This window comes from Streptomyces sp. NPDC054866 (genome assembly GCF_053610745.1).
This window is the reverse complement of the sequence record NZ_JBSGZA010000005.1, coordinates 555,586-580,113: the sequence shown is the minus strand read 5'-3', so window position 1 is coordinate 580,113 and position 24,528 is coordinate 555,586. Positions and strand designations below refer to the sequence as shown.

Here is a 24,528-nt window from a genome sequence, read left to right as displayed (position 1 = left end):
GGGTAGCGAGACCGTGCCCGCGACCGCACCCGGATTTCCCCGCCCGGTGCGAGCGTGCGAAGCCTGACCCCGGGCGGGATGATCGACTCCATGGACGACGTCACCCTGCATCTGGCCCAGGAGCCGGAGGCCGATGAGCTCCTCGGCCGCAGTCCGCTGGCCGCGCTCGTCGGGATGCTGCTCGACCAGCAGGTTCCGATGGAGTGGGCGTTCGCGGGCCCGCATACGATCGCGCGGCGCTTGAACGCGGACGATCTCGACGCGCACGAGATCGCGGCGTACGACCCCGAGGAATTCGCCGCGCTGCTCTCCGCCAAGCCGGCGGTGCATCGCTACCCCGGGTCGATGGCGAAACGAATCCAACAACTCTGCGCGTACCTCGTGGAGCATTACGAGGGTGACCCCACCGCCCTGTGGGAGGGGGCCGCCTCCGGCAAGGACCTCCTGAAGCGCCTGAACGACCTCCCCGGCTTCGGGAAGCAGAAGTCACAGATCTTCCTGGCCCTGCTCGGCAAGCAGCTGGGCGTACGGCCTGCCGGCTGGAGGGAGGCGGCGGGGGCGTACGGGGAGCCGGACGCGTACCGCTCGGTCGCGGACATCACTGGCCCGGAGTCCCTGCGGAGGGTCCGCGCCCACAAGCAGCAACTCAAGGCAGCAGCAAAGGCCTCCGGCAAGTAAACGGAACCCCGCATCTACCTCTCCCCGAACAACCTCTCCCGCCCACCCGCCCGATCACCCCGCAGCACCCCCTGAACGAACAAGCTTTCCCGCCCACCCGCCCGATTGCCCCGCGGTGTCTAGGGGGGCGCAACAGGGGGGTGGGGGAACGGCGAGGACATCGATGGGGCAGCACCGCACCCCATCCTGGGGAGCCCGGCCCGCACGCGCCCGCAGACGGCGACGCACGCGAGGGGACGTGCCGGTATGTCTGCCCGGAGCACGGCTCCCGAAGGCTCCGGAGCCGAAGTAGCTACGCGGCCACCGGACGATAGCGAGGACGGACATACCGGCGCGGCCCCGCACCCACAGACGAGGCAGCACCGCAGCACGCACGCGCCCGCAGCCCACGTATGTCTGCCCGGAGCACGGCTCCCGGAGGCTCCGGGGCCTCACCCGCACACGCACCAGCCCCGCAGACTCCGTTCCTAGCCCAAGAGGGCGGATCTGGGCTGCGGGTTACAGCAAGCGGGGGTCATCGGGGGACATGACCCCTCATGAGCCGCGCCGCGTCACCCCGCCCCGCGTGGCTCAGAGCTGCCCTCATCCTCCTCGCCCTCCTCGGCGCAGTCCTCGCCCCCGCGACCCCCACCGAAGCCGCCCCCGCCCCACCCGCGGCCATCTCCACCGAGCCCACCGGCGAGGCCCACCAGGACACCGCCGAGAGCGCGCTCCGCGTACCCACAAGACGCCCCGCCCCCGCCTCCGCCACCCCGGCCCCCCACCACAGTCACCCCCTCCCCCTCCCCACCCGCGCCCTCAACCACCGCCCCGCCCCACACTCCGTCGTCCTCCGCTGCTGACAGGCCCACCCCCACCCGCCACCACCCCCATCAGCAGCGAACTGAGGACAGACACCCATGCCCATCGATCCGTACGCGGCCCTGCACGCCCTCCTCCGCGCCGAAGCCGTACGCAACGCACCCAACCCCGACACCCCCACCCCGGCCCCCTCACAGACCGAGGACGAGGACCCCGAGAAGAACCACAGCCCCGAGCACAACGGCCGCTGACGTTCCTGCCCCCTCCACCGGCGCAGACGCAGATGCTCAAGGCGCCCCGCCAGCCTCAGCGTCTGCGCCACGCCCTCACCGGAGACACCGTCCCCGGAACCCTCCCCTCCGCTCGTCACCCCCGCGACCGGCGAAGACTCGTTGGAGGGGTTCGCGCGCCCCGCAGTGGACGGAATCTGCTGGATGTCGCTCGCTTCGGCCCCTGTTCCCGGCTTGAGTGTTCCCGGTATGCCCCGATTTACTGCGGCATTTCCCCGAGTCACACTCCGTCTCCATGGCTGCGCCCGGAGAGCCTTGCCCGGTAGGCTTTCCGTGTGATCTTCAAGCGCATCGGAAACGGCCGGCCGTACCCCGACCACGGCCGGGAAAGCACCCGGCAGTGGGCGGACGTCGCGCCGCGCCCGGTCCGCCTCGATCAGCTCGTGACGACCAAGGGCCAGCTGGACCTAGAGACACTCCTCGCGGAGGACTCGACGTTCTACGGCGACCTCTTCGCGCACGTGGTGAAGTGGCAGGGCGACCTCTACCTGGAAGACGGACTGCACCGCGCGGTCCGCGCCGCGCTCCAGCAGCGCCAGGTGCTGCACGCCCGCGTCCTCGAACTGGGCTGACCCGCACCCACACCTACGCCCTCATTGGCCCTTTCGGGTTGGACTGAGCCCGAGTCAATGATCATTTAGTAGGCATCACGGCGTCGTCGCACTACGCTGCGCCCATGAGCATGCTCACTCCCCCCGGCATGGGCGGCAAGTACCGCATCACGGGGGCCAAATATCCGCGTATGCGCCGACCCCGTGGCCGCCGCAGGATCGTGCTCGCGGTGGTCGCCTCCGTCGCGGCGGCCGGCCTGATCGGCTGGGGAACACTGCAGCTCATCGACGTCTTCACGGGCGGCGACAAGGCCACGGCGGCGAGCTCGCGCAGCGACTGCGCGGCGAAGAAGCCGGGCCCGTCGGCCGAGCCCGCCCCCAAGGCGCTGCCCAAACCGGGCCAGATCAAGGTCAACGTCTTCAACGCCACGCCCCGCGGCGGCCTCGCCAAGGACGTCGCGGCCGAGCTCAAGAAGCGCGGCTTCGCCATCGGCAAGGTGGACAACGCGCCGAAGGAGTACGACAAGAAGGTCAAGGGCACCGGGATACTGCTCGGCGCCCCCTCCGCCATGGACACCGCGCTGCCGGTGCTCGGCACGCAGCTCGCGGGCGCCGAGAGCAGGCCGGACGCCCGCAAGGGCGGCGAGGTGGACCTGATCCTGGGTACGAAGTTCAAGGATCTGGCAAAGAAAGAGGACGCCGACAAGGCTCTGGCGGTACTCGCCAAACCCAAGCCGACGTCCTCGACGTCCAACGGCAAGAAGAACTGCTGAGCGCCACTCCAGAAGACCGGCAGAGTGGGAAGACCAGCAGAACCTCCGAGCCCTACTCCGCGGTCCCGTACATCCGGTCCCCGGCGTCGCCGAGCCCCGGCACGATGTAGCCGTTCTCGTTCAGCCGCTCGTCGACCGACGCCGTCACGACCGTCACCGGCGTGCCCGCGAGCTCGCGCTCCATGACCTCGACGCCCTCGGGCGCGGCGAGGAGCACCACGGCGGTGACGTCGTCCGCGCCGCGCTTGATCAGTTCCTGGATGGCCGCGACGAGCGTGCCGCCGGTGGCCAGCATCGGGTCCAGGACGTACACCTGGCGTCCGGAGAGGTCCTCCGGCATGCGGGTCGCGTACGTCGACGCCTGGAGGGTCTCCTCGTCGCGGATCATCCCGAGGAAGCCCACCTCGGCGGTCGGCAGGAGCCGCACCATGCCGTCCAGCATGCCGAGCCCGGCGCGCAGGATCGGCACGACCAGGGGGCGCGGGTGGGACAGCTTGACGCCGGTCGTCGGGGTGACCGGGGTCTCGATGTCGACCTGCTCGGTGCGCACGTCCCGGGTGGCCTCGTACGCGAGCAGGGTGACCAGCTCGTCGGCGAGGCGCCGGAAGGTCGGTGAGTCGGTGCGCTTGTCGCGCAGCGTGGTGAGTTTGTGCGCCACCAGCGGGTGGTCGACGACGTGGATCCGCATGTCCTCAACAGTAACCGCGCCCGGGACCCCCGACCGCTCCCGGGAGCGCCCGGACTTCCCCTCGACGGCCGCCCCCGCACCCGCCCCGATCCGCTGGTACACCCCTCGCTGGCATCAAACCCGCCGTACGGGGGAAAGTGGACGTACGACCTGGGGTGGTGTTGCCCATGCCGGACAGAGAGCCCGGCGGCCGAGAGCCGTACCGCGAGACCGAAGCCGAGCGCCGGCGCCGTCGCGCCCAGTTCCTGCACGAACGGGCCGAGGCCATCGAGCTCCGCGACCGTGTGAAGCCGCGCCGCGCCCGGGCGGCACGGATGCGTCAGCAGATGCGTATGCGCACGTTCCGCTGGTAGCGGCCACCTCTCAGGCAGGCGTCGGGGAGCCGTCCGGGAAACGCGACGCGGACACAGCGGGCGGAAGACCTCTCCTCAGGCCGTGGTTTCTGCCACGATTCCGAGTGGGCGGGGCTTGGAACAGCAACTCCCCCGCTCCCCGAACTCGCCGGGGGGACACCCAAACCGTCAACCGGCACTGTCTATGACCAGTGGGAGAGTCACGGTGTACTTCGCCGCACTGCTCGCGCGCACCGAAGACGGGTGGGAAGCGAGCGACACGGAGCTCGACGATGTGGAGACCCTGTCGGATCTGACCGACCTGGCCCGCGAGGCCACGGCCGGCAGCGCTGAGGACGACACCGTCCTCGTCTTCATCGAACAGGAGGGCGCCTGGTTCGGCGTCGTCCGCGTGGACGGTGAGGAGGACCCTCGTATCTACGTCTCGGACGCGGCCGCGGCCGCCAAGAGTTCGTACGGCGAGATCCTGCTCACCGACGAGATGCTCGGCCGTGAGCCGGGCACCGACGACCCGGGTGTCGATCTGGACGCCCTCGACCTGGACGGCACGGAGGACGGCGAACCCGCCGAGTCCGGCGCCGCCCCCGATTCCGCCGATGACGACGACACGGGGGAAGCCCCGGGCGACGCGGTGCCGGCGGGGCCGCTGGGCGACTCGGAGCTCATGGCCGACCTCGGTGTGCCCGAGAAGGATCTGCTCGGCCTGGAGCCGGGTGACGCGCTCAGCGACATCGCCGAGATCCTCGGGGCGGCGGAGGTGCTCGAAGCCGTCCGCTAGGTTCCCGGTGTGACCGAAACCGGCCTGGAGCACGATCCCGTACGCGACCGCTGGCGGGCCGCCATGCGGCTGGCCCTGGCCGAGGCCGAACTGGCCGACCAGGGCGGCGATGTGCCCGTCGGCGCCGTCGTGCTGTCCCCGGACGGCACGACGGTGCTCGCGTCGGGCCACAACGAACGCGAGGCGACCGGCGACCCGACGGCGCACGCGGAGGTGCTGGCCGTCCGCCGGGCTGCGGCCGCGCTCGGGGAGTGGCGCCTTGCCGGCTGCACGCTGGTGGTGACCCTGGAGCCCTGCACGATGTGCGCGGGCGCGCTCGTCCAGTCCCGGGTCGACCGGGTCGTCTACGGGGCGCGGGACGAGAAGGCGGGCGCCGCGGGCTCCGTCTGGGACGTCGTACGCGACAGAAGGCTCAACCACCGCCCCGAGGTGATCGAGGGGGTCCTCGCCGAGGAGGCCGCGGGGCTGCTCACGCGCTTCTTCCGGGGGCGTTGAGCGCCCTCCGGAGAACGGATTTCTGACCACGGCCCTCTTTGGGCTAGAGTTCCTCTCGGTAGCGTGTCCGAGCGGCCGAAGGAGCTCGCCTCGAAAGCGAGTGTGGGGAAACTCACCGTGGGTTCAAATCCCACCGCTACCGCTCTTGATACGAAGGCCCCGTCCGCGAGGACGGGGCCTTCGTCGTGCATACGCAAGGTCGTGCATACGCAAGTGAGCCCCGGTGCCTGCCGCGAAGGCACCAGGGCTCTCTTGCGATTGGACGGGGGGAACGGCATCGGGGGGACAAGCCGCTCCCCCCGATGAGGACTGGAACCCCTAAGCCAGCGCCGTCATTCGGGGGGAAGCCGACGGCGCGTGGCCCCGCAGTGGGGCCAGTCCCTTGCCCGCGGATTCCTGCCAGATCCGCTGGGGCACATCACCAATCCTGCGTCCCGCTCCCTCGGAACGGAGCGGCAAAGGACCTCTGCTGCCGGGCCGTTGGTCCCTAAAAGCCTTGTGAGCATGGGCCGGGTTAGACTCACCGCCGTCACAGGGGTCACAGGACGCAGCAGGTAAGGGGAGGCCGAAGCATGGCGGTGCAGTGGAAAAAAGTCGGGCTCTTCGTGCTCGTCGTCTTCATCTTCTACGTGATCGTCACTGACCCCGCCAAGGCCGCGGACTACGTGCAGATAGGCTTCGAGGCGGTTTCGGACGCTGCTCAGAGCATCGGCGACTTCATGACCTGGGTCGCCAACGGAGGCAAGGACTGAGCGGCTCGGCCCGCCGTCCCCGACTCTCCTCTCCCCGCTTCCCAGGAGTGCGCATGATCCGCCATCTGGTCCTCTTCAAGCTCAACGACGGTGTGGAGCGCGACGAGCCGCGCGTCGTCGAGGGCGTCAAGGCCTTCCGCGCACTCGGCGAGCAGATCCCGGAGCTCACGTTCTGGGAGTGCGACTGGAACATCACCGACCGGCCCATCGCGTACGACTTCGCCATCAACTCGGCGGTCGAGGACACCGATGCGCTGAAGCGGTACATCGAGCACCCGGCCCACCAGGCGGGCGTCGCCCTGTGGCGTGAGTTCGCCACGTGGGTGATCGCCGACTACGAGTTCTGAGCGACGCGGCTCAGCCGCCCCGCGAAAAGCGGCCCCTCACTGAAGAGACCCCTCGCGAAAGCGGCCCCTCACCGGAACGGTGAGGGGCTTTTCTGCGTCTTATGGCCCAACTTGCCCCTCAACACGTAGTTATCGGGTGCTTGCACACAGTGCACATGTCTTGTGATGCTATGACCGCTTTTGACGGATGAGTTGACCAAGGTCGGCTGATCTTGACTGAGCTCGACAGGACTTGATTGGGCTTGACCGAGAAGGGGTGGCGTTGACCGTGCCGGCCAGTACTGCGCCCGAAGCACCACCCGTGACCCCGCAGGCGAGCAGCCCCGGCCCACCGAGCGCGCCGGGCCTCCAGGACACGCAGACCGCCCCGAGCACGCCCAGCACTCCCAGCTCCGCCAGCGCCCCCGGCACCCCCAGCAGCAGGGGCGCCGACACCCGGGCCCTGACCCAGGTGCTCTTCGCCGAGCTCAAGGGGCTCGAACCGGGCAGCCCGGAGCACGGCCGCGTCCGCGGTGCGCTCATCGAGGCCAATCTGCCGCTGGTGCGGTACGCCGCCGCTCGCTTCCGCAGCCGCAACGAACCGATGGAGGACGTCGTCCAGGTCGGCACGATCGGCCTGATCAACGCCATCGACCGCTTCGACCCCGACCGCGGCGTGCAGTTCCCGACCTTCGCGATGCCCACCGTGGTCGGCGAGATCAAGCGGTACTTCCGCGACAACGTACGAACGGTCCATGTGCCGCGCCGTCTTCACGAGCTGTGGGTGCAGGTGACCGGGGCGACCGAGGACCTCACCACGGCCCACGGGCGCTCGCCCACGACCGCGGAGATCGCCGAGCGCCTTCGGATCACCGAGGAGGAGGTCCTGGCCTGTATCGAGGCCGGACGTTCGTACCACGCAACGTCGTTGGAGGCGGCCCAGGAGGGCGACGGGCTTCCCGGTCTGCTCGACCGGCTCGGCTATGAGGACCCGGCACTCGACGGCGTCGAGCACCGCGATCTCGTCCGCCATCTCCTCGTCCAACTGCCCGAGCGCGAACAACGCATCCTGCTTCTGCGCTACTACAGCAATCTGACGCAATCACAGATCAGCGCCGAATTGGGCGTTTCTCAGATGCATGTGTCAAGACTGCTGGCCAGAAGCTTCGCACGACTTCGATCCGCAAACCGTATCGAGGCGTAACCGTATCGAGTGGACTGCTCTTCCAGCGGTTCCCGACGGTCCCACGAGCAGAAAAGCCCCAGACCCCCTCTTTCCTGCATCGATGTCACCCTTCTTTGTCGACATGTAACTACAGCGTGTTGCCGACATGTGACATTCTGCTGGAACCGCGTTTGCCGCAGCCCCACGTCCGGTATTCAGGTGGAGGCTGCGTTCCTCCGACGGGAGCGTCCGCCGTGACCGTCCGCGACCTCAAGGGGGTGGCATGTCCGCAGACCAGGGCAGCTCGAAGGTGCTCACGCTCACGAAGAGCGCATCAGCGCCGAGCGAATCAGCGCCCGACGCGCTTCCGAGCTCAGTTGTTTCCGGGGCTTCCGGAGCCATCGACACCCGCACCCTGTCCCGCTCCCTGTTCCTGCGGCTCGCCGCGCTCGACCAGGACAGCCCGGAGCGTGTCTATGTGAGAGACACGCTGATCGAGCTCAACCTCCCCCTCGTCCGGTACGCGGCCGCGCGCTTCCGCAGCCGGAACGAACCCATGGAGGACATCGTCCAGGTCGGAACGATCGGCCTGATCAAGGCGATCGACCGCTTCGACTGCGAACGGGGCGTGGAATTCCCGACGTTCGCGATGCCGACGGTCGTCGGTGAGATCAAGCGCTTCTTCCGCGACACGAGTTGGTCGGTGCGCGTCCCACGCCGCCTCCAGGAGTTGCGGCTCGCGCTGACGAAGACGAGCGACGAACTGGCGCAGAAGCTGGACCGTTCGCCGACCGTGCCCGAACTCGCCAAGGCGCTCGGGGTCTCCGAGGAGGACGTGGTCGACGGCCTGGCCGTCGGGAACGCGTACACCGCCTCCTCGCTCGACTCCCCGGCCCCCGAGGACGACGGCGGCGAGGGCTCCCTCGCGGACCGCCTGGGGTACGAGGACAGCGCCCTCGAAGGCGTCGAGTACCGCGAGTCGCTCAAGCCGCTGCTCGCCAAGCTGCCGCCGCGCGAGCGCCGCATCATCATGCTGCGCTTCTTCGCGAACATGACGCAGTCGCAGATCGGCGAGGAGGTCGGCATCTCGCAGATGCACGTCTCGCGCCTGCTCACGCGGACGCTCTCGCAGCTCCGGGAAGGGCTCATCGCGGACTGACGGCACTCCCCCTGTGGCTCAAGGTGCCGCAGGGGGACTGGAGTTGCCGTAAGGCGACAGGAGTTGCTGACGGGGTTCCTAATTGACGGCCCGTCAGACACACTGGCGCGATGCGACGTGGCATGCGGAACGTACTGGGTGCGTCTACGGCTTCCCTGTGCCTGGGCGGCCTCCTTGCTGCTTGCGGCAGCGAGGACGGCGACGGTTATGTGGCTACGGGGCCTGCTGCGGCGAGCCCTGAGCGGGCGCCGGGGCAGGGAGTTGCGCCCACCGGGGATGTGGAGCTCGTACCGCTGGACGAGCCTGGCGGCGGCAAGGGCGAAGACTCCGGGACCCCGGAGGGGAGCGGTACCTCCGGGACGCCGGAGAGGAACGGCGGTTCCGGCGGCAGCCAGGGCGACAACTCGCCCGACGGCAAGCCCTCCGGCCGGACAGCTTCGGTGCCCCCGACCACGCCGGAAAGCGCGGCCCCGGCCAACGGCAGCGGCAACTCCGGGCGTACGGACGGAGATTCGGCGCCCCCGTCCACGCCAAGCAGCAGCGCACCGCCCAGCGGCCCCGCGAAGCTGAGCGTCAGCGCGCCGGAACGTAAGCCCGCGGACGATCGGTGGTGCGAGAAGGTGACCGTCACGTTCCGCAACACCGGGGAGTCACCGGTGCGTTCGGGCACGGTGACGTTCGCGACGCACGTCATCGGTGCCCTTGGCGTGGACTGGGCGACGATCAAGTCCACCGAGAAGCTGCCCGCACCCATCGGCGCGGGGAAGACCGTGAAGAAGACCTGGCCCGTGTGTGTGGAGGCCTGGCGGGTGCCGCTGGGGATGCATGTGGAGACGCGGGACGTCTCCGTCGACTGGAAGTAGGGCCGCTTCTTCCTGCGGGTCCACCGTGGCTGGTCGCGCAGTTCCCCGCGCCCCTGAAGCGCCCCTACGGGGCGCAGCCCCGGCCCGCCCCGGCCGGGAGGTCTACTTCAGCGCCAGCCACGCCACCACCGCCACCACCGCGATCGCGAGTACGACGCCGAGGATCAGGCCGATGCGCGGGCCCGCGGACGCGGTCGCCGGCTGCTGGGCTCGGCCGCCCTGCGGGGACTCGTCGACGAAGGCGCGGAACATCTGCGTGCTGCCGGCGGGGTCGGGGGTGTTCTGGGGGCCCTGGGGGTTGTGTGCCATAGCGCAGGACCCTAGCGAACCAACCGGGGTCGGCCCAACCCCAGCTGACCACGGACTTTACGAGCCGGGTCCCAGACCTTTGCCGACTCTTTAGGGCCTTGGTCCAGTTTTAGTTTGCCTGCGGCAACCAACTGTCTCTATCGTTGCCCTAAGCAACAACATAGGAGGTGCCGTGGCCGCGCAGCGTCATTACGAGGAGCTGGCCCGACAGCTCAGCGCCATCGGCGCCGTGAAACGTGGTCTCGGAAGAGGGCTGCCGCACGACTGCCCGGCAGGGTCCGCCGCCGTACTCGTCCTGATCGACCGGCACGGAGAGATGCGGATGAGCAGGCTCGCCGAGCTGCTCGCCGTCGACATGTCGGTGACAAGTCGCCACGTGGCCCATGTCGCCGAGAAGGAGTGGATCCTGCGGGATCCCGATCCCGCCGACAAGCGCTCCCGGATCCTGCGCCTCACGCCCACGGGCAAGGCGAAGGTCAATGAGCTGTCCGACCTGTCCATCAGGACACTCACCCACTACTTGCATGACTGGTCAGACGACGAGGTCGTCCAGCTCAGCACGCTGCTCGCGCGACTGCGCGACAGCTTCGGGGACTGCCGTGCGGCTTCGGCCCGGCTCCCCTTGGAAGAGACCACCCGTACACCCGCGTAACGAAGAGGAAGCCCATGGCAACAACCACACCATCCGGTGTGCGGGGCAGCCACGCCAAGCACGGAGCGTCGCACGGAGCGGCGCACGACGAGAACGCTCCGATGACGCACCGCCAGATCATGGAGGCCCTTTCCGGCCTGCTGCTCGGCATGTTCGTCGCGATCCTGTCGTCGACGATCGTCTCCAACGCCCTGCCTGAAATCATCGGCGACCTGGGCGGCGGCCAGTCCGCCTACACCTGGGTCGTCACCGCCTCGCTCCTGGCGATGACGGCGACCACGCCCCTGTGGGGCAAGCTGTCGGACCTCTTCAGCAAGAAGGCCCTGGTCCAGATAGCCCTGGTCATCTACGTGCTCGGCTCGGTCGTCGCCGGCCTCTCGCAGAACGCCGGGATGCTGATCGCCTGCCGTGTCGTCCAGGGCATCGGCGTGGGTGGTCTCTCCGCCCTCGCGCAGATCGTGATGGCCGCGATGATCGCCCCGCGCGAGCGCGGCCGCTACTCCGGCTACCTCGGCGCGACCTTCGCCGTCGCCACCGTCGGCGGCCCGCTGCTCGGCGGCGTGATCACCGACACCGACTGGCTCGGCTGGCGCTGGTGCTTCTACGTCGGCGTGCCCTTCGCGATCATCGCCCTGATCGTCCTGCAGAAGACCCTGAAGCTCCCCGTCGTGAAGCGGGACGTCAAGGTCGACTGGTCCGGCGCCTTCTTCATCTCGGCGGCCGTCTCCCTGCTCCTGGTCTGGGTGACCTTCGCGGGCGACAAGTACGACTGGATGTCCTGGCAGACCGGCGCGATGGTCGGCGGCTCGATCGTCCTCGGCCTGATCTTCCTGCTCGTCGAGTCCAAGGCGAGCGAGCCGATCATCCCGCTGCGGCTCTTCCGCAACCGCACCATCACCCTCGCCTCGCTCGCCTCGCTCTTCGTGGGTGTCGCGATGTTCGCGGGCACGGTGTTCTTCAGCCAGTACTTCCAGCTGGCGCGCGACAAGTCGCCGACGATGTCCGGCGTCATGACGATCCCGATGATCGCCGGTCTGTTCGTCTCCTCGACGGTCTCCGGACAGGTCATCACCAAGACCGGCAAGTGGAAGGCCTGGCTGGTCTCCGGCGGTGTGCTCCTGACCGCGGGCCTCGGCCTGCTCGGCACGATCCGCTACGACACCGAGTACTGGCACATCGCGATCTTCATGGCGCTGATGGGTCTCGGCGTCGGCATGATGATGCAGAACCTCGTGCTCGCCACGCAGAACCAGGTCGCTCCCGAGGACCTCGGCTCCGCGAGCTCGGTCGTCACCTTCTTCCGTTCCCTCGGCGGCGCCATGGGCGTCTCGGCACTCGGCGCCGTGATGTCGACGCGCATCACCGACTACGTGAAGGACGGCCTGGAGGACCTCGGTCCGAAGGCGGCCGGCATGGGGCACGGCGGCACGGGCGGCGGCGGCATCCCGGACCTGGACAAGCTCCCGGAGCCGTTCCGCACGGTCATGGAGAGCGCCTACGGGCACGGCATCGCCGACGTCTTCCTGATCGCCGCGCCGATGGCCCTCATCGCGCTCCTGATCACGCTCTTCATCAAGGAGGTTCCGTTGCGTACGTCGGGTGCGCTCGCCCAGGCCGCCGAGGCCTCGGAGGCTCCGGCCGCTTCTCCCGCAGCCGCCGCGACCGGGACCGCCGACGAGCAGCCGGTCCTGGCCTCCGTCGCCGCGCACACCGAAGCGGGTCCCGACGGCACGCAGAAGCTCGCCGCGGTCGCCTCGTCGGCCACCGGTGACGCCCCCCTGCAGACCACCGGCGGCGGCACTCCGGTCCACGGCTTCGTCCGTGGCGCGGAGAGCACTCCGGTCCCGCGGGCCGCAGTCACGCTGATCTCCCTCGGGGGACGGCAGCTGGGCCGTGCGGTGGCGCAGGGCGACGGCTCCTACGCGGTCGACGCCCCCGGCGCGGGCTCGTACGTACTGATCGCGTCGGCCGACGGTTTCCAGCCGCAGGCCTCCACGATCGTCGTCACCGACGAGGCACTCGCGTACGACATCCTGCTGAGCGGCACGAGCGGCCTCAGCGGTGTGGTGCGGGCCTCCGACGGCAAGCTGCCGGTCGCGGGCGCGATGGTCATCGTGACCGACGTGCGCGGCGACGTCCTGGCCACCGGGCTCACCGGTGAGCAGGGCGAGTTCACCTTCGCCGAGCTGGTGCCCGGCCAGGTCACCATCGCGGTGAACGCCGCGGGGCACCGCCCGATGGCGCTGCCCGTGGAGGTCGGCGCGGTCGGCGTCACCCGGGTCGAGGTCGAGCTGAACTCCGGTGCGCAGGTGCTCGGCACGGTGCGTGCGGCGGGCGGTCCGCTGAACGACGCGCGGGTCACGCTGGTGGACGCGGCGGGCAACGTCGTCGCCACCGCGACCACCGGGTCCGACGGCGCGTACGCCTTCACCGACCTGGACAGCGGCGAGTACACGGTCATCGCGACCGGTTACCCGCCGGTGGCGACGGGTCTGACCGTCGCCGGTGAAGGTGTCGGCGACCACGACATCGAACTCGCCCACCCCGGCGAGTAGTTGACCCCGGCCCGTGCGCGCGCTTCGAGCGGATGCGCGCGCACGGGCCGGTTGGGAAAGGGCCCCCGGGTCGGCGGTGACGTACACGGCAGGGGACGGCCGTGTCACCGCCGCCGGGGGCCGCACTCTTTTTGAGCTTTTGAGATTTTTGGCTTTGGCAAGGAGAAACGGGATGGGACTCAGCGCTCGGATCCGGACGCGCGACGGGTGGGCGGTGTCGCACGCCGTCGTCACCCTCACCGACATGACCGGTACGCAGGTGCTGCGGGCCGCGGCGGACGGGGAGGGAGCCGTGCGCGACGCGACGGAACTGCCCCCGGGCCCGTACACGGTGATCGTCACGGCGGTCGGCTACGCGCCGGTGGCCTCGACCGCGCTCGTCACGGCGAGCGGCCGTGCCGAGGTGGGCAACATCGTCCTGGCCAGGCAGGGCGGCACGGAGCTGCCGCCGCCCGGTCCTTGGACCATCGACCCGGCGCACTCCACCGTGGGCGCGGTCGCCCAGCATCTGGGGATCACCAGCGTGCACGGCCGGTTCACGGAGTTCGGGGGGAGGGTGGAGATCGCGGAGGACGTGGAGAAGTCGCGTGTGGAGGCGGTCATCAAGTCGTCCTCGATCGACACCGGCAACGGCATGCGGGACGGCCACCTGAAGTCGCCTGACTTCCTGGACGTCGACCAGTACCCGGAGCTCACCTACCGGTCGTCCGGGCTCACGCCCGCCGGCCCGGACCGCTGGACGGTCCATGGGGAGCTGCAGATGCACGGTGTCGTACGCCCGGTCGACCTGGACCTGAGCTACCTCGGCACGGGGGCGGACCCCTGGGGCGGAACCCGCGCGGCGTTCCGTGCCACGGCGGAGCTGCGGCGGGAGGACTTCGCCATGAACTACAACCAGGTGGTACAGGCGGGCATCTCGGCAATCGGCACGACGCTCCGGGTGGAACTGGACATCCAGGCGGTACAGGGGGACTCCCTGCCGCAGGGCTGAGGGGGGCTCGGCACCGGCTGCGCCAAAGCCTAGTTAGAGGCGGGTGGGTGGGGGGGCACGCCCCCCGGCCCCCCGCCGCCCCCGGCGTATCGTGCCGGGCATGGCAGCCAACATTGCGTCCAACACCACCGTGTCCCTGGAGGAGTTGCTGGACTTCGTCCGGCCCCGTCACCGGGCGGTCCTGCTCACCGCCCGCGCGGACGGCGCCCCGCAGGGCTCCCCCCTGACCTGCGGCGTCGACGATGCCGGGCGGATCGTGGTGTCCACCTACCCGGAGCGCGCGAAGACGCGGAACGCCAAGCGGAATCCGCGGGTCAGCATCATCGTGCTGAGCGACGAGTGGAACGGCCCCTGGGTCCAGATCGACGGCACGGCCGAGGTCATCGACTCCCCGGAGTCGGTGGAGCCCCTCGTCGAGTACTTCCGGAACATCTCCGGCGAGCACCCGGACTGGGACGAGTACCGCGAAGCCATGGTGAAGCAGGGCAAGTCCATCATCCGGATCACCCCGGAGCGGTGGGGCCCGGTGGCCACCGGGGGTTTCCCGGCGGCGAAGGCCTAGGGGCCGGGCCGGAGCGTGGCCTCGATCCCCGCGACCAGCAGATCGAGGGCGACGGCGAAGTCCAGCTCCCACATCTCCTCGACCGTGGACCCGCCCCGCGCCTTCATCATGTCGGCGGAGCTGTGCAGGGTCTCCTCCAGGCTCGGATGATCGCTCACCGCGCCCATGGCCTCGTTGAAGTACTCCCCCGGAGTGAGCCCCGCGGCCGCGCACCGCGCGATGTAGTGGCCCTGCACCGTGCCGAATCCGTACACGAACTGGAAGACCGCGGCGATGGCGCCTGCCTGCTTCTCCGTCGGCAGGCCGGTCCCGCGGACCACTTCCTGCACGGCGAGGGCGAACTTGATCCAGTTCGGACCGATGTTGAGGAAGTTGCCGACCAGCGGCGACACCCACGCATGCCGGACCAGCAACCTCCGGTACTCCTCGGCCAGTTCACGCAGCGTCTCGCGCCACCGGCCGGGTGTGACCGCGTCCGGGTCCGGCAGGACCATCTCCCCGGCGACCGCGTCAAGGGCCAGTTCGAGGAGGTCGTCCTTGGTGTCGACGTACCAGTACACGGACATCGCCGTGACGTTCAGGTCCGCCGCCAGGCGGCGCATGGAGAACTTGGCGAGGCCCTCCTCGTCCAGGAGACGGACCGTGGCCTCGGTGATGCGCTCGCGGTCCAGGCCCGACGGCTGATCACTCCTGCGGCCCGCGCCGTTCCGGGGGGCTTTGCCCTCCAGCCAGACGCTGGTCCGCGCGGGGCGCTTCGCGCGGTCGGCTGCCTTCGCCATGGCGCACCTTCCTGGTTCTGAGCTCTTGTGGCGTACCCGGATACCGGTCTCGCATACCGGATACCGGTGGTTCCGAGGCGGGCGACAGACCGGAACAAGCCAGTCCGTCGCCCACCCGTCGATGCTATGCGGACGCCGCTGCCGGGTCCGTCTTCGCTATGCGGACGCCGCAGCCGGGTCCGTCTTCGCAGAGTCTGCCCTCTCCGCACGCTTCAGCAACGCGGCTGCCAGCATGCCCCCGAGCAGCACGGCCACCGCGCCCACCAGCTGACTGGTCTCCAGACCCGAGGAGAACGCGTCGGCGATCCTCGTGCGTTCGGCGTCCGACCCTGCCGCGGCGAGCGCGGCGGGCAGCGACACCGCGGAGACGGTGACGAGCGAGGCGAAGCGTGAGTTCAGGACAGCGCCGAGCACGGCCACGCCAAGACCGTTGCCGAACTCCGCGAGCGTGCCGTTGACGCCCGCGCCCACGCCCGCCTTCTCCGGCGGGATGGCGCTCATGATCGCGTTGGCCATGGCGGGCATGGCGAACGCGATGCCCGCGCCCATCACGATGAGACCGGCCAGCATCCCGGCGTAGTTGTCGCCGCCGAGCACGGCGATCGCGGCGAGGCCCGCGGAGAGCAGGCTCATGCCGATGGCGATCGTCGCGGGGGTGCTGGTCCGCTTCAGGAGCCGCGCGCCGAGGCCGGTGAGGTTGAGCGCGACGACGGTGACCGCGAGCGGCGCCGTACGCAGGCCCGCCTCCAACGGCTCGTAACCGAGGACGAACTGGAGGTGCTGGGTGAGCAGGAACAGCGAGCCGCCCATGCCGAAGGCGACCAGGATGGCGCCCGCGACGGCGCCGATGAAGCGCTGGTTGCGGAAGAAGTGCATGTCCAGCATGGGGTACGGGATCCGCAGCTCCCAGAAGACGAAGATGCCGAGGACCACCACGCCCACCGTGGCCGCGGCCAGCACCTGCGTCGACGTCCAGCCGTGCTCGGGGCCGGAGATGATCGCGTAGACGACCGAGGCCATGCCGATGGTGGAGAGCAGCGCGCCGAGCAGGTCGGGGCGGTCGCCCTGCGGGTTCTTGGACTCGGGGACCAGCTTCACGACCGCGGCGAGCGCGACGATCACGACGGGGATGTTGATCAGGAAGATCGCGCCCCACCAGAAGTGGTTGAGCATGACCCCGCCCATCAGGGGGCCGACGGCGAAGCCGAGGGAGTTGACGGTCGACCAGAGGCCGATCGCCTTCATCCGCTCGGTGTCGTCGAAGATCTGCACGATCACGGCGAGCGTGGTGGTGATCAGGAGCGCGCCGCCTATGCCCATCCCGGCCCGCGCGGCGATGAGCTGCGTCGACGACTGAGCGAGGCCGGCGACCAGCGAGCCGATGCCGAAGAGGGCGAGGCCCGCGGTGAGCATCTTCTTGCGGCCGTAGCGGTCGGACGCGCTGCCCGCGGTGAGCAGGAGTCCGGACTGGACGAGCGAGTAGGCGTTGATCATCCACTGGATGTCGGCCGTGGACGCGTCCAGCTCCTCGGTGAGGGAGGGGATGGCGACGTTCAGGACGGTGTTGTCCAGGAGGACGGTGAGCTGGGCGAGGCAGATGACGCCGAGGATCAGCCAGCGTTGGGGGTGGCCCTGGGGGGCGGTGGGGGTCTCGGCGGTCGTCGTTGCCGTCATGCCCTCTCCTTCTGCTTATACGGTGTACGTGCGGTCAGCGACGTACACCGTAAAGCATCTCCCGTACGGCGTACAAGGGGCTGTCAGCTCTTCGGCTGGGTCAGGCCTTCGGCTGGGTCAGGTCGTAGAAGGTGGCGCTGCCGACGGTGACCTTCTTGAAGGTGTCCTCCACCCAGGAGCTGATCTTGGTGGCGGTGCCGTTGTCGCCTGCCATGCCACCTCCGCCTCCCATGCCGCCTCCGGAGATGAAGTAATGAATCCTTCCGTCCTCGACGTACTGCTTGAACTGCGCGAGGGTCGGGGAAGGGTCACTGCCGTTGAAGCCGCCGATGGCCATCACCGGGTCTCCGGTGGCGAGTTGGTAGCTCGCGGCGTTCTGCGAGCCGATGGCCGCCGCCGCCCAGGTGTAGTCCCCGGAGTCCGCCTCCAGGAGCTTCTTCGCCTTCGCGCTGACCTGGGCCCCGTCGAGGAGGCCGCCCATGCCGCCGCCTGCGCCCCTGCCACCGCGCTCGGCGGTTCCGCCGCCGGGCATGGCGCGCTGCTGGCCGCCCTGGGGCTGGCCGCCGGCGGGAGGTCGCATGGCGTTGTTGCCCTGCTTGCCGTTCTGGCCGGGCGGCTGCATCCCGCCGCCACCGCCGGGACCACCCCCACCGGGGCCGCCCCCACCAGGACCGCCGCCCATCCGCCCCGCCGAAGCCGGGCCCGCCGTCACGATTGACCCGGTGTGCGCGCTGTTCACGGTGGAGAGGGTGTACGCGACCGGCCCCGCCAAGGAAGCGGCGAAGCTCAGCCCCACTGCCGCGAGGGCGAGTTGACGCCCGAGCCGCGCCGCGAGCAGCAGGCCGAGCGCGCCCACGAGGCCGCCGACGAGCACCGCCCAGCGCAGCCACGGCACGTGGTCGGGCGTACGGCCGAGCAGGACGTACCCCCACCACGCCGTCCCCGCGACGCTCACGCCGAGCAGCGCGCCCGCCCACCACTTGGCGCGCTCCTCCCACAGGACCGTGGCGCCCATGCCGATCAGCGCCGCGACGTAGGGGGCGAGGGCGATCGTGTAGTACTGGTGGAAGATCCCCGCCATGAAGCTGAAGACGGCCGCCGTCATCAGGAGCGCGCTGCCCCACGCCACGAACGCCGAGCGCGCGGTGTCGGTCCTGCGGGCCTTCCAGGTGAGGACGATGCCGCCGACGAGCAGGATCAGCGCGGCGGGGAGCAGCCAGGAGATCTGGCTGCCGACCTCGGAGTTGAACATCCGCCCGAGCCCGGTCTCGCCCCACTGACCGCCACCGCCACGGCCGCCGCCACCGCCCCCTCCGACGCTTCCGGTCTCCTCGCCGTTGATGCGGCCGAGGCCGTTGTAACCGAAGGTCAGCTCAAGGAAGGAGTTGTTCTGCGAGCCGCCGATGTACGGGCGTGATGACGCGGGCCACAGCTCCACGATCGCGACCCACCAGCCGCCCGCGACGACCATCGCGAGCCCGGAGAGGGCGAGTTGACTGAAACGCTTGCGCAGCCGTACGGGTGCGCACACCGCGTACAGGACGGCGAGCGGCGGCAGGATCAGGAACGCCTGAAGCGTCTTGGTCAGGAAGGCGAGACCGACCGCGACGCCCGCCCACACCAGCCACTTGGTGCGGCCGTGCTCCAGGGCGCGCAGGACGCAGTACACGGTGACTGTCATCAGGAGCGCCAGCAGCGCGTCCGGATTGTTGAAGCGGAACATCAGCGCGGCGACGGGCGTCAGCGCGAGCACCGCGCCCGCGATCAGCCCGGCCGCCGGGCTGAAGCGGCGGCGTACGGCGGCATGGAGCACACCGACCGTCGCGACACCCATGAGCACCTGCGGGGCAAGCACCGCCCACGAGTTGAGCCCGAAGAGGCGTACGGAGAGTGCCATCGGCCAGAGCGCGGCCGGGGGCTTGTCGACGGTGATCGCATTGCCCGCGTCGAGCGAGCCGAAGAACATCGCCTTCCAGCTCTGGCTGCCCGCCTGGACGGCCGCGGAGTAGAAGGAGTTGGCGTAGCCGGAGGCGCTGAGGTTCCAGAGGTAGAGGACAGCGGTCGCGAGGAGCAGCCCCAGGAAGGCGGGGCGCGCCCAGCGCGGGTCGTCGGGGCGGCCGCGCCAGAGGCGTGCCACCGCACCCGGCGCCGCGTGCGGTGGCGCGGGCACGGGCGAAGGCGCGTGCGCATGCGCGTGGGAAGTCGTCGTCATCGTGCGTTCCTCGGGTCGTGTGCGTAAGTGGGCTCGTACGAGGACGAGCCGTCGGGCGGTGCCACGTCGACGCGGCGCTCCGGGAACACCCAGGCCCGAAGCAGCAGGAACCGCAGGACCGTCGCCGCGAGGTTGGCGGCTATCAGCACGGCGAGTTCCGTGGAGTGGGACGGGTCGCCCGACGCCGCGCCGAGTGCGGCCAGCGAACCGCTGGTCAGAGCGAGGCCGATACCGAACACGACCAGGCCCTGTGCCTGGTGACGCATCGCGCGGTCACGGCCGCGCACCCCGAAGGTCAGTCGGCGGTTGGCGGCCGTGTTGGCGACGGCCGATACGAGCAGGGCGAGGGCGTTGGCCACCTGCGATCCCGAGAACGTACGGAAGCCGGAGTACAGGAGCAGATAGAAGAGCGTGGAGAGCGCGCCGACCACGCAGAAGCCGACCAGCTGGCGGGCCAAGCCGCCCGGTACGCCGGTCAGTTGCCGGTCGCGCGGATCGTCCCCGAAGGGGCGCGCGAGGCGGTCGAGCGGGAGCGCGCCGACCGCGAGGGCGCGTCCGACCCGCCACACCCCCTTGAGGTCGTCCGTGGCCGTCTTGACCAGGTGGACGGTCGAGTTCGGGTCGTCGACCCAGTCGACAGGCACCTCGTGGATGCGCAGGCCCGCGCGCTCGGCGAGCACCAGCATCTCCGTGTCGAAGAACCACCCCGTGTCCTCGACCAGCGGAAGCAGCACCCCCGCCACGTCACCCCTGATCGCCTTGAAACCGCACTGGGCGTCGGAGAAGCGCGCGTGCAGGGATCCGCGGAGGATGAGGTTGTACGAGCGCGAGATGAACTCCCGCTTGGGGCCGCGCACCACACGCGAACTGCGCGCGAGCCGGGAGCCGATCGCCAGGTCCGAGTGCCCGGAGATCAGCGGCGCCACCAGCGGGAGCAGCGCGTTCAGGTCGGTGGACAGGTCCACGTCCATGTAGGCGAGGACGGGGGCGTCCGAGGCGGACCACACGGCGCGCAGGGCACGCCCGCGCCCCTTCTGCTCAAGGCGCGTATAGCGGACCTCTTCGCTGGACGCCGCGAGCCGGGCCGCCACCTCGGGGGTGCGGTCCGTGGAGGCGTTGTCCGCGATGGTGATGCGGAAGGGGTAGGGGAAGGTGCGGACGAGGTGGTCGTGCAGGCGCAGCACGCACGGCCCCAGGTCCTTCTCCTCGTTGTAGACGGGGATCACGATGTCCAGGACGGGCACATCGCGCTGCCCGGCGGGGTGGGCCCGTGGGAGGTGTGCCCGTGCCGGCAGAGGGACCGAGCAAGCGCCGCCCGGGAGAGCGACCGGGGAAGAGTCCGGGGAAGCGTCCGGGGAAGAGTCGGTTTGCATGGCACCGACATTCGCCAAGTGGTCTGTCAGGGCTGTGTGGTGAGCCTGTGACCCGCCTGTGAGTGCCGTCCAGCTCCGCTGACCTGCACGGATTCCGTAGGCAATGTCACCGTGAAGACCGTCCGCCCCGGCACGCTGTCCACCGTCACCCCGCCGCCGTGCGCCGCCACGATGGCGTGCACGAGGGCGAGGCCGAGCCCTGTGGACCCGGCGCTGCGTGAGCGCGAGGCGTCGCCGCGGGCGAAGCGCTCGAAGACGTGGGGGAGGAGGGCGGGGGCGATGCCGGGCCCGTTGTCCTCGACCTCCAGGCAGACGGTGGGTCCTGACCGCCGCACGCGGGCGGTGACCTTGGTGCCCGGTGGCGTGTGCGTACGCGCGTTGGCGAGGAGGTTGACGACGACCTGGTGGAGGCGGGCCGCGTCGGCGAGGACGAGCGCGGGCTCGTCAGGCAGTTCCAGGGACCAGCTGTGCTCGGGCCCGGCGGCCCGCGCGTCGCTGACGGTGTCCACGACCAGCGGCGAGAGATCAGTGCTCTGATACGAGAGCGGCAGTCGAGCACCTGGGCCGCCGGCGTGCCCGCCACTGATCCCCTCGTCAAGGCGGGCGAGCAGCAGCAGATCCTCCACGAGACCCGTCATCCGCTGGGCCTCGGACTCGATCCGGCCGAGCGCGTGCCGCGTATCCGGGCCCGTCGACTCCCGCCCCCTGCGCGTGAGTTCGGCGTATCCGCGGATCGACGCAAGCGGCGTACGCAGCTCGTGGCTGGCGTCGGCGACGAACTGACGTACCCGCGTCTCGCTCTCCTGGCGCGCGTGCAGCGCGGAGTGCACGTGGTCGAGCATGCGGTTGAGCGCGGCGCCGACCTGTCCGACCTCCGTGTTCGGCTCCGCGTCGGGGACGCGTTCGTACAGCGTCACCTCGCCGCTGTGCAGGGGGAGTTCGGAGACTCGGGTCGCGGTCGCCGCGACCCGGCGCAGCGGGCGGAGGGCGACGCCGACCATGGCGGCGCCCGCGAGCGAGGCGGCGACGAGGCCCGCGGCGGTGACGCTGACCTCTACGATGATCAGCGTTTCGAGGGTGTTCTGCACCTTGTCCGTGGGGATGCCGACGAGGAAGTCGCCGTGCGGGCCTGACGTGTACTCCACGCGGTACTCGCCGCGGCCGGGGATGTCGACGTTGTGCGGCTTCGCGTCACGCGGCACGGAGCCGAGGGCCGCGGACTGCTCCGCGTCGAGCCGGTCCGTCCTCGGCTCGAAGGTGCCGGTGTCCGGCTCGTCGCTGGCCAGGGCCTGACCGACCGAGCCGTCATCCTCGACGACGGCCCCGATGGTGCCGACCTCCTGCGGCCCTCTGGAGACGAACCGCAGTGGATCGCCCGAGTCCTCCGACAGGCCGCCGGGGACGTCCTCGCCCGGCTTGGACATCGGCCCTGCCGCACGCATCGCCACGGCGCCGAGCGACTTGTCCAGCTGCTCGTACAGGTGCGAGCGCAGGGCGATGGTGGTCACCGTGCCGATCACCGCGCAGACGACGGCGATGAGCGCCACGGCCGAGACGACGAGGCGCGTCCGCAGCGAGCGAGGCTGCCGCCGCCGCTTCATCGCTTCATGAGACGGCGGCCGCCTCGGTCGCCGGTGCGGCCTTGATCAGATACCCGGCGCCGCGCCGGGTGTGGATCATCGGCTCACGCCCGGCGTCGATCTTCCTCCGGAGGTACGAGATGTAGAGCTCGACGACGTTGGCCTGGCCCCCGAAGTCGTAGTTCCACACGCGGTCGAGGATCTGCGCCTTGCTGAGCACGCGCCGCGGGTTGCGCATCAGGAAGCGCAGCAGTTCGAACTCGGTGGCGGTGAGGTGGATGGAGTCCCCGCCCCGCGTCACCTCGTGGCTGTCCTCGTCGAGGGTCAGGTCCCCCACGGCGAGGACGGACTCACTGCGCCGGTCGGCGGCCCCCGCCCGGCGGATGAGCCCGCGAAGGCGCGCGACGACTTCCTCCAGGCTGAAGGGCTTGGTCACGTAGTCGTCGCCCCCGGCGGTGAGCCCGGCGATGCGGTCCTCGACGGCGTCCTTGGCGGTCAGGAAGAGCACCGGCACGTCGGGCAGCTCACGCCGCAGCCGTCCGAGCACGGCGAGGCCGTCCATGTCGGGCAGCATCATGTCGAGCACGACGGCATCGGGCCGGAAGGACCGGGCGGCGCGCACCGCACCGGCGCCGTCCCCCGCGCTGCGGATCTGCCAGCCTTCGTAGCGCAGGGCCATGGAGAGCAGCTCGGTCAGCGACACCTCGTCGTCGACGACGAGCACGCGGACGGGGCTCCCGTCCGCCCTGAGCAGTTCGGTACGCCCCTGGGGCGAGGTCGTAGTCATGGCGGACAGCCTGCTGCGGGGCCGTGAGAGGGAGCTTTCCCCAGTCTGTGAATTCCCTGAGAACTAGGTGGGGTCGAGGTCGGGCTTGGGTCTCTCGACGACAAAGGTGCCGAGGCCGACCTCGGTACGCACAAGTCCCTCCGCCCTGAGGTGAGCCAGGACCTTCTGTGCCGTCGAGCCCGCGATGTCGAACTCGGCGGAGAGTCCCAGCACGGACGGAACCCGTGCGCCTACGGGGTACTCGCCCTGCGCGATGCGCTCGGCGATCGTTGCGGCGATCCCTTTCCAGATGGCACGAGTGTCCCCTTCGTCCTCGACGGGACCCGTGGGGCGCGTCGATGGAGGGAGACGAAGGAGCCGAGCCCCGGTTCCATGTGGACAAGGCCTTCTCGGCGCAGCCCCTTGAGCACCTTCTGTGCCGTCGCATTGGCGATTCCGAACTCAGCGGTGATCTGGACGACAGACGGCACGCGAGTGCGTGGCGGGTACGTCCCATCCTCGATACGGCGGCGGATGATTTCCGCGACCTGGCGCCAGCGCGGGATATCCGGAGCGAACTGCATCACCACACCATGATGGCCATGCTAGGTACACCAGTGCGAGCCGTAGCTCCCCTGGCGTTCGCGTACCCCTAGCGTGCCTGGCTCACCGCCGGTACGGTTGAGAAGCGAAGAACCCCGGCGACGGCTGGAACCGCCCCGGGGCACGGCCATCAGCCTGCTTGGAGCTGACGACATGACGGACCTTATCCACCGCCTCATTACCTGGACGAGACACCTCCTGGCCCCCGGCCCCGCGTACGCGGCGACCACCCCACAGCCACAGCCACTGGCCCCCGAACTCGCCACACCCCCCACGCCCCCCACCCCCCGCAGCCGCTACGGCCTCGACGCCCTGCTCCCGCTGCCCGGTGAGGCGATCCGCCTCGTACGCCCCTACCTCACCGCCCACGAACAGCTAAGCCGCCGACGCGAATTGCTGCTGGCCACCTTCGGGGTGGACGCCCCGGGCCCCTACTGGATCCACGGGATGGAGGTCGCCTGATGGCTACCGACGACGACCTCATCAGCCCCGCCCGCCTGCTGCCCTGGCCCGGCCCCGAGGGCAAACCCTGCTACCTGATCGGCGACGCCACGGGCCCCGTGTCCCGGGTAGCCGACGCCATGGAGTCCGTCCAACTCGGCATGGGCGGCGAACTACTCACGTACGCCCGCGGCATGCTCACCGAAGCCCCCGAGGGCGAACTCCGCTACCTGGCCGAGCGCTTGACGGAGGCGCTGCAGGACGCGCTACGGGTGGCGGAGAGCCGGGGACTCAGGCTGCGCTGAACAGCTCGGTTGCAGGAAAGTCCCACGAACGCGCACGAAACGCGGCGGGTCACC

28 protein-coding genes, 1 tRNA gene and 1 pseudogene are annotated in these 24,528 nt (G+C 70.1%); 20 read left to right on the top strand and 10 right to left on the bottom strand.

Annotated elements, in window-relative coordinates; all coding sequences use genetic code 11:
* The first annotated feature begins 90 nt into the window (after positions 1-90).
* The 5 genes from ACWGI2_RS27645 to ACWGI2_RS27625 all read left to right on the top strand — a co-directional run bounded on the left by ACWGI2_RS27645 (position 91) and on the right by ACWGI2_RS27625 (position 3,093).
* Entirely contained in the window at positions 91-678 is a 588-nt protein-coding gene (locus ACWGI2_RS27645; RefSeq protein ID WP_453698312.1) for an HhH-GPD-type base excision DNA repair protein, read from the top strand.
* 536 nt (positions 679-1,214) lie between these two features.
* Positions 1,215-1,520 carry a hypothetical protein gene (locus ACWGI2_RS27640; protein WP_453396608.1) on the top strand — a complete coding sequence of 102 codons (306 nt, stop codon included), beginning with the start codon at positions 1,215-1,217 and terminating at the stop codon, positions 1,518-1,520.
* A 57-nt stretch (positions 1,521-1,577) separates the two neighbouring features.
* Positions 1,578-1,730 (top strand): hypothetical protein, encoded by a 153-nt coding sequence (locus ACWGI2_RS27635; protein WP_453396609.1) that lies wholly within the window; start codon positions 1,578-1,580, stop codon positions 1,728-1,730.
* 314 nt (positions 1,731-2,044) lie between these two features.
* The gene (locus tag ACWGI2_RS27630; RefSeq protein ID WP_003955420.1) at positions 2,045-2,341 is read left to right on the top strand and encodes a type II toxin-antitoxin system VapB family antitoxin; all 297 of its coding nucleotides are present in this window, start codon (positions 2,045-2,047) and stop codon (positions 2,339-2,341) included.
* A 104-nt stretch (positions 2,342-2,445) separates the two neighbouring features.
* A complete protein-coding gene (locus ACWGI2_RS27625; protein WP_453698210.1) occupies positions 2,446-3,093 on the top strand; it encodes a LytR C-terminal domain-containing protein in 648 nt (215 codons plus the stop codon).
* Between the two features lie 52 nt (positions 3,094-3,145).
* Here the strand turns inward: ACWGI2_RS27625 and upp are convergent, their stop codons facing one another.
* A complete protein-coding gene (gene upp, locus ACWGI2_RS27620) occupies positions 3,146-3,781 on the bottom strand; it encodes a uracil phosphoribosyltransferase (RefSeq protein WP_160505979.1) in 636 nt (211 codons plus the stop codon).
* Between the two features lie 167 nt (positions 3,782-3,948).
* On the opposite strand from upp, the gene ACWGI2_RS27615 reads away from it, so the two are divergent.
* The 9 genes from ACWGI2_RS27615 (at position 3,949) to ACWGI2_RS27575 (ending at position 9,672) form a co-directional block, all read left to right on the top strand.
* Positions 3,949-4,134 (top strand): hypothetical protein, encoded by a 186-nt coding sequence (locus ACWGI2_RS27615; RefSeq protein WP_453396611.1) that lies wholly within the window; start codon positions 3,949-3,951, stop codon positions 4,132-4,134.
* Between the two features lie 184 nt (positions 4,135-4,318).
* The gene (locus ACWGI2_RS27610) at positions 4,319-4,912 is read left to right on the top strand and encodes a tRNA adenosine deaminase-associated protein (protein ID WP_453396612.1); all 594 of its coding nucleotides are present in this window, start codon (positions 4,319-4,321) and stop codon (positions 4,910-4,912) included.
* Positions 4,913-4,975: 63 nt separating this feature from the next.
* Positions 4,976-5,407: a tRNA adenosine(34) deaminase TadA gene (gene tadA, locus ACWGI2_RS27605; RefSeq protein WP_453397124.1), complete on the top strand. Its 432-nt coding sequence runs from the start codon at positions 4,976-4,978 to the stop codon at positions 5,405-5,407.
* 57 nt (positions 5,408-5,464) lie between these two features.
* Positions 5,465-5,549: transfer RNA gene (locus ACWGI2_RS27600), tRNA-Ser, on the top strand.
* A 430-nt stretch (positions 5,550-5,979) separates the two neighbouring features.
* Positions 5,980-6,159, top strand: coding sequence for a hypothetical protein (locus ACWGI2_RS27595; protein WP_453396613.1), 180 nt, complete (start codon positions 5,980-5,982; stop codon positions 6,157-6,159).
* A 53-nt stretch (positions 6,160-6,212) separates the two neighbouring features.
* Positions 6,213-6,506, top strand: a complete 294-nt coding sequence (locus ACWGI2_RS27590) for a Dabb family protein (RefSeq protein ID WP_160505982.1) — start codon at positions 6,213-6,215, stop codon at positions 6,504-6,506.
* A 268-nt stretch (positions 6,507-6,774) separates the two neighbouring features.
* The gene (locus ACWGI2_RS27585; RefSeq protein ID WP_453396614.1) at positions 6,775-7,689 is read left to right on the top strand and encodes an RNA polymerase sigma factor SigF; all 915 of its coding nucleotides are present in this window, start codon (positions 6,775-6,777) and stop codon (positions 7,687-7,689) included.
* A 244-nt stretch (positions 7,690-7,933) separates the two neighbouring features.
* The gene (locus tag ACWGI2_RS27580) at positions 7,934-8,809 is read left to right on the top strand and encodes an RNA polymerase sigma factor SigF (RefSeq protein ID WP_160505984.1); all 876 of its coding nucleotides are present in this window, start codon (positions 7,934-7,936) and stop codon (positions 8,807-8,809) included.
* A gap of 110 nt (positions 8,810-8,919) precedes the next feature.
* Complete coding sequence (locus ACWGI2_RS27575; protein ID WP_453698208.1) at positions 8,920-9,672, top strand: hypothetical protein; 753 nt, start codon at positions 8,920-8,922, stop codon at positions 9,670-9,672.
* 102 nt (positions 9,673-9,774) lie between these two features.
* Here ACWGI2_RS27575 and ACWGI2_RS27570 read toward each other — a convergent pair whose 3' ends face one another.
* Positions 9,775-9,981 (bottom strand): hypothetical protein, encoded by a 207-nt coding sequence (locus tag ACWGI2_RS27570; RefSeq protein ID WP_453698206.1) that lies wholly within the window; start codon positions 9,979-9,981, stop codon positions 9,775-9,777.
* A gap of 172 nt (positions 9,982-10,153) precedes the next feature.
* Here ACWGI2_RS27570 and ACWGI2_RS27565 point away from each other — a divergent pair, with 172 nt between their 5' ends.
* From ACWGI2_RS27565 to ACWGI2_RS27550, 4 genes are all read left to right on the top strand, one after another.
* Positions 10,154-10,633, top strand: coding sequence for a MarR family winged helix-turn-helix transcriptional regulator (locus tag ACWGI2_RS27565; RefSeq protein ID WP_453396617.1), 480 nt, complete (start codon positions 10,154-10,156; stop codon positions 10,631-10,633).
* Positions 10,634-10,647: 14 nt separating this feature from the next.
* Positions 10,648-13,188, top strand: coding sequence for an MFS transporter (locus ACWGI2_RS27560; RefSeq protein WP_453698205.1), 2,541 nt, complete (start codon positions 10,648-10,650; stop codon positions 13,186-13,188).
* A gap of 172 nt (positions 13,189-13,360) precedes the next feature.
* Positions 13,361-14,179 (top strand): YceI family protein, encoded by an 819-nt coding sequence (locus tag ACWGI2_RS27555; RefSeq protein ID WP_453698204.1) that lies wholly within the window; start codon positions 13,361-13,363, stop codon positions 14,177-14,179.
* 100 nt (positions 14,180-14,279) lie between these two features.
* Positions 14,280-14,741, top strand: a complete 462-nt coding sequence (locus tag ACWGI2_RS27550) for a PPOX class F420-dependent oxidoreductase (RefSeq protein WP_453396620.1) — start codon at positions 14,280-14,282, stop codon at positions 14,739-14,741.
* On the opposite strand, the gene ACWGI2_RS27545 is transcribed toward ACWGI2_RS27550, so the two are convergent.
* The 8 genes and pseudogenes from ACWGI2_RS27545 to ACWGI2_RS27510 all read right to left on the bottom strand — a co-directional run bounded on the left by ACWGI2_RS27545 (position 14,738) and on the right by ACWGI2_RS27510 (position 23,709).
* A complete protein-coding gene (locus ACWGI2_RS27545; protein ID WP_453698202.1) occupies positions 14,738-15,520 on the bottom strand; it encodes a TetR/AcrR family transcriptional regulator in 783 nt (260 codons plus the stop codon). The genes ACWGI2_RS27550 and ACWGI2_RS27545 overlap by 4 nt on opposite strands.
* A 156-nt stretch (positions 15,521-15,676) precedes the next feature.
* Positions 15,677-17,194 (bottom strand): MFS transporter, encoded by a 1,518-nt coding sequence (locus ACWGI2_RS27540; protein ID WP_453698200.1) that lies wholly within the window; start codon positions 17,192-17,194, stop codon positions 15,677-15,679.
* Positions 17,195-17,294: 100 nt separating this feature from the next.
* Positions 17,295-19,406: pseudogene (locus tag ACWGI2_RS27535) on the bottom strand (ArnT family glycosyltransferase); the annotation flags it as partial.
* The gene (locus ACWGI2_RS27530) at positions 19,403-20,779 is read right to left on the bottom strand and encodes a glycosyltransferase (RefSeq protein WP_453698198.1); all 1,377 of its coding nucleotides are present in this window, start codon (positions 20,777-20,779) and stop codon (positions 19,403-19,405) included. The pseudogene ACWGI2_RS27535 and the gene ACWGI2_RS27530, both read right to left, overlap by 4 nt.
* A 26-nt stretch (positions 20,780-20,805) precedes the next feature.
* On the bottom strand, positions 20,806-22,380 hold the full coding sequence (locus ACWGI2_RS27525) for a sensor histidine kinase (protein ID WP_453698196.1): 1,575 nt from the start codon (positions 22,378-22,380) through the stop codon (positions 20,806-20,808).
* A 4-nt stretch (positions 22,381-22,384) separates the two neighbouring features.
* The gene (locus tag ACWGI2_RS27520) at positions 22,385-23,146 is read right to left on the bottom strand and encodes a response regulator transcription factor (protein ID WP_453396626.1); all 762 of its coding nucleotides are present in this window, start codon (positions 23,144-23,146) and stop codon (positions 22,385-22,387) included.
* Between the two features lie 63 nt (positions 23,147-23,209).
* Complete coding sequence (locus ACWGI2_RS27515) at positions 23,210-23,425, bottom strand: GntR family transcriptional regulator (RefSeq protein WP_453698310.1); 216 nt, start codon at positions 23,423-23,425, stop codon at positions 23,210-23,212.
* Entirely contained in the window at positions 23,377-23,709 is a 333-nt protein-coding gene (locus ACWGI2_RS27510) for a GntR family transcriptional regulator (RefSeq protein ID WP_453698308.1), read from the bottom strand. The genes ACWGI2_RS27515 and ACWGI2_RS27510 overlap by 49 nt, the downstream gene beginning before the upstream one ends.
* Positions 23,710-23,881: 172 nt before the next feature.
* Between ACWGI2_RS27510 and ACWGI2_RS27505 the strand changes: the two genes are divergently transcribed.
* Both ACWGI2_RS27505 and ACWGI2_RS27500 read left to right on the top strand, forming a co-directional pair.
* The gene (locus ACWGI2_RS27505; protein WP_453698195.1) at positions 23,882-24,190 is read left to right on the top strand and encodes a hypothetical protein; all 309 of its coding nucleotides are present in this window, start codon (positions 23,882-23,884) and stop codon (positions 24,188-24,190) included.
* Entirely contained in the window at positions 24,190-24,474 is a 285-nt protein-coding gene (locus ACWGI2_RS27500; protein WP_453698193.1) for a hypothetical protein, read from the top strand. Before ACWGI2_RS27505 ends, ACWGI2_RS27500 begins: the two co-directional genes overlap by 1 nt.
* Positions 24,475-24,528: the final 54 nt, after the last annotated feature.